The following is a 3,214-nucleotide window of genomic DNA, read 5'->3' on the forward strand; positions in this document are numbered from 1 at the left end:
GTCCGACCCCGGCACTCGGAGCCGTAAGGCATCTCGGGACGCGGTGGACCGCGCCCCGGCCCGGTCGGCCCGGATCCCGGTGTCCCACCTCGGAGAGCAGCAGCTCGACGGCCTTCGCGCCGAGGTCGTGGTGCGGGAGTGCCACGGTGGTGAGTCCGGGGCGCAGCCACGAGGCGACGGGGTGGTCCTCGAAGGAGACGACGGAGACGTCCTCGGGCACGATGAGGCCGGCCTCCTGGAGCGCCTGGTAGGCGCCGAACGCGAGCCGGTCGTCCAGGCAGATCAACGCGCGGGGGCGTGGCCCGTCCAGCAGGTCGCGGGTCGCGTGGAAGCCGTGCTCCGGCAGCCCCCACCGGCACGGCCGCTCGCTCTCCACCTCGACGCCGGCCTCGCCCAGCGCTTGGCGGATGCCGGTGAGCCGGTCGGCCACCGCGGTCCGGCCCGGGGGCAGGTCCTCGCCGGTCGGGTGGGTGCCGATGACGTGGATGCCCTCGCGGTGACCGGCCTCCAGGAGCACGCGCGCGGCGTCGCGGCCACCCTGGACCTCGTCGGGCAGCACGGACGGCAGCGGTGACGGCTCGCGGGGCAGCACGTTGAGCAGCACCGCGGGGATCGTGGCCAGCCCGGCCGGGATGCCGACCGTCCTGGTGTGCACGGCCGCCAGGACGATGCCGTCGACCGGGTGGTCGCGCATCGTCTCGATCAGGGCGCGCTCGAAGCCCGCGTCACCCTCGCTCTCGCCGAACAGCAACGTGACGCCGTGCCGGCGGGCCGCGCCGAGCGCTCCCTTGGCCAGGTCGCCGGCGAGGCGCGAGCTGACGATCGAGTCCGACACCAGGGCGAGGGTCCTGGTGCCGCGTTGTCCGAAGGGGACCCTGGTGCGGCGGTACTCCATCTCCTTCGCCGCTTCGAGGACCCGCCGCTGCATCTCCTCGGAGATCCGCAAGTCCGGCCCTCGGCCCGACAGCACCAGCGACACGGTGGTCTGGGAGACGCCCACCACCTTGGCCACATCGGCCAAGGTGACCCGTCGTGCGCGCAACGTGGACCTCCCGTTCTCCGAAGCCGGTCGCGGGTCCGCACCGATAAGTCTGACTCAACGAACGGTGCGTGACTACTCATGACACCCTCGGATCGCTTCGTCGTCAAGAGAATGAGCGTCTTCCCTGCGGAAGACCCCTTGCGAGACGGCCGATCCGGGTGCCCGCACCGAAAGTTGCGTGGCGGATGATCGCTTAAGTAATACTCATCGTTCCCCTGAGGACGGCGGATCGGTATGGTGAGTCGCAGCTTTGGCCCGTCTGGAGAAGTGAGCAGCAATGAAGCAGCGCGCACTGTGGTCGGCTGTCCTGGCTTTGGGGCTGGCGTTGAGCGCCGGCTGCGGGAGCGCATCGGTGTCCGGACCCTCGTCCGGCGGTTCGGGCGACAAGCTCGTGGTCTGGGACTGGAAGTCCGGCGACGCGAGCGCGGCCCCGTACCTGGAGAAGGCCAAGGCGGACTTCGCCAAGGGCCACCCGGACGTCGAGGTCGAGTTCGTGGCACAGCCGTTCGACCAGTACTACACCCTGCTCGGGGCGGCGATCCAAGCCGGCAAGGGTCCCGACGTCATCCTCTTCAACGGCGGCGGTCAGATCCGCGACCGCGTCGGCTCGCTCGTGCCGCTGGACGAGTACGTCTCCGGTGACCAGCAGCGGCTGGCCGGGTGGGACGCGTTCAAGAAGGACGGGAAGACCTACGCGGCACCGGTGACGCTGCAAGGGCACCCCTTGTACTACAACAAGGACCTCTACAAGCGGGCAGGCCTGGACCCCGAGGCGCCGGCGAAGACGTGGGACGAGTTCGTGGAGGACTGCGGCGCCATCACCGGCAAGACCGGCTCCAAGTGCATCGGCGTGGGCAACAAGGAGGGCATCGGCATCCAGTTCTTCCTGTCCGCCATGGGTTCCGCGGTCCTCACGCCGGCCGAGTACGACGCCTGGATCGCCGGGAAGCGCGACTGGTCCTCGCCGAACGTGAAGCGGGTCTTCGAGCTGTGGCGGCAGGCCGACGCGGCCGGCCTGAACAACGAGGGCGTCAACTCCACCGCGATGTTCAACGACGCGTTCGCGGTGTTCCAGTCGGGCAAGGCCGCGCACGTCATCGGCCTGATGTCGGACGTGGGGCACTGGAAGGACTTCGCGGAGTTCCTGAACCCCGCCGACGTCGGCGTCATGGCGGCGCCGGTGGTCAACCCCGCCGCGACGCCGAGCCTGCCCTACGACGGCGGCATCGGGTACGGGGTCGCGAAGTGGACCCGTGACCCGAAGCGCGCCGCCGACCTCGTGCGGTCGTTGACCTCGACCGAAGCCCTGAAGGCCTTCTACGCGGACGCGGGCGCCATCGCGGCGGACACCACCATCGACGTCTCCGGCGGCGGCCCGGCCGTCACCGCGATCGTCGCCGGGATCAAGACCGGCAAGCCCGCCCTGCACGTCGCCCTGTCCAGCAAGACGATCGACCTGATGGGGCGCCTGTCGCAGCAGCTGCTCAGCGGCTCGGTCACCGTCGACGAGGCCGTGGCACAGCTGGCCGCCTCCGACGGGGCGAGCTGACCCGTGCCGTCCGCCTTCCTCACGTCCGCGTTCCGCCCGGCGCGGATCGAACGCCTCGCGCCGTTCGTCCTGCTGGCGCCGACGGTGCTGATCATCGCGGTGCTGCGGCTGTGGCCGCTGGCGCTCGGGGTCAACTTCTCCTTCACCGGTGACGGCGACCGCAACGGCACCGTGGTCGGCCTGGACAACTACGCGGCGCTGTTCGACGACCCGCTGTTCCGCACCGCCCTGGGCAACGTGGGTCTGCTCGTGCTGCTGCTCCCGGTGGCCGTGGCCATCCCGGGGCTGCTGGCGACGTTCCTGCACCTGCGGGTGCCCGGCCACCGGCTCTACCGGGCCGTCTACTTCTTCCCGGCCGTGCTCTCCCCGGTGATCGTGGGCGCGATCTTCAACCTGCTGCTCGGCTTCGACGGTCCGCTCAACGAGCTCCTGGGCGTGGTGGGGCTCGGACCGGTGGACTGGCTGGGCGACCCGGACGTGGCGATCTTCGCGGTCGTCGGCGTGCACGTCTGGGCGACGTTCGGCATGGCGCTGGTCGTCTTCCTGGCCGGCTTCGCGAGCCTCGACCCCTCGCTGCTGGACGCGGCCAAGGTGGACGGCGCGTCCCTGCCGCAGGCCATCCG

Annotated in this window: 3 protein-coding genes; 2 read left to right on the forward strand and 1 reads right to left on the reverse strand. The window is 70.7% G+C overall.

Features of this window, described 5'->3' with window-relative positions; all coding sequences use genetic code 11:
* On the reverse strand, nucleotides 1-1,012 hold a 1,012-nt coding region (locus tag AB0G02_RS32700), incomplete at its 3' end, for a LacI family DNA-binding transcriptional regulator (protein ID WP_360801943.1).
* Nucleotides 1,013-1,394: 382 nt separating this feature from the next.
* On the opposite strand from AB0G02_RS32700, the gene AB0G02_RS32705 reads away from it, so the two are divergent.
* Both AB0G02_RS32705 and AB0G02_RS32710 read left to right on the forward strand, forming a co-directional pair.
* The gene (locus AB0G02_RS32705; RefSeq protein WP_360801946.1) at nucleotides 1,395-2,591 is read left to right on the forward strand and encodes an extracellular solute-binding protein; all 1,197 of its coding nucleotides are present in this window, start codon (nucleotides 1,395-1,397) and stop codon (nucleotides 2,589-2,591) included.
* Nucleotides 2,592-2,594: 3 nt separating this feature from the next.
* A partial coding sequence (locus tag AB0G02_RS32710; protein WP_360801949.1) for a sugar ABC transporter permease occupies nucleotides 2,595-3,214 on the forward strand: 620 nt, incomplete at its 3' end.

Origin of the sequence: Actinosynnema sp. NPDC023658, assembly GCF_040639995.1 — a bacterium.
Classification (GTDB): domain Bacteria; phylum Actinomycetota; class Actinomycetes; order Mycobacteriales; family Pseudonocardiaceae; genus Actinosynnema.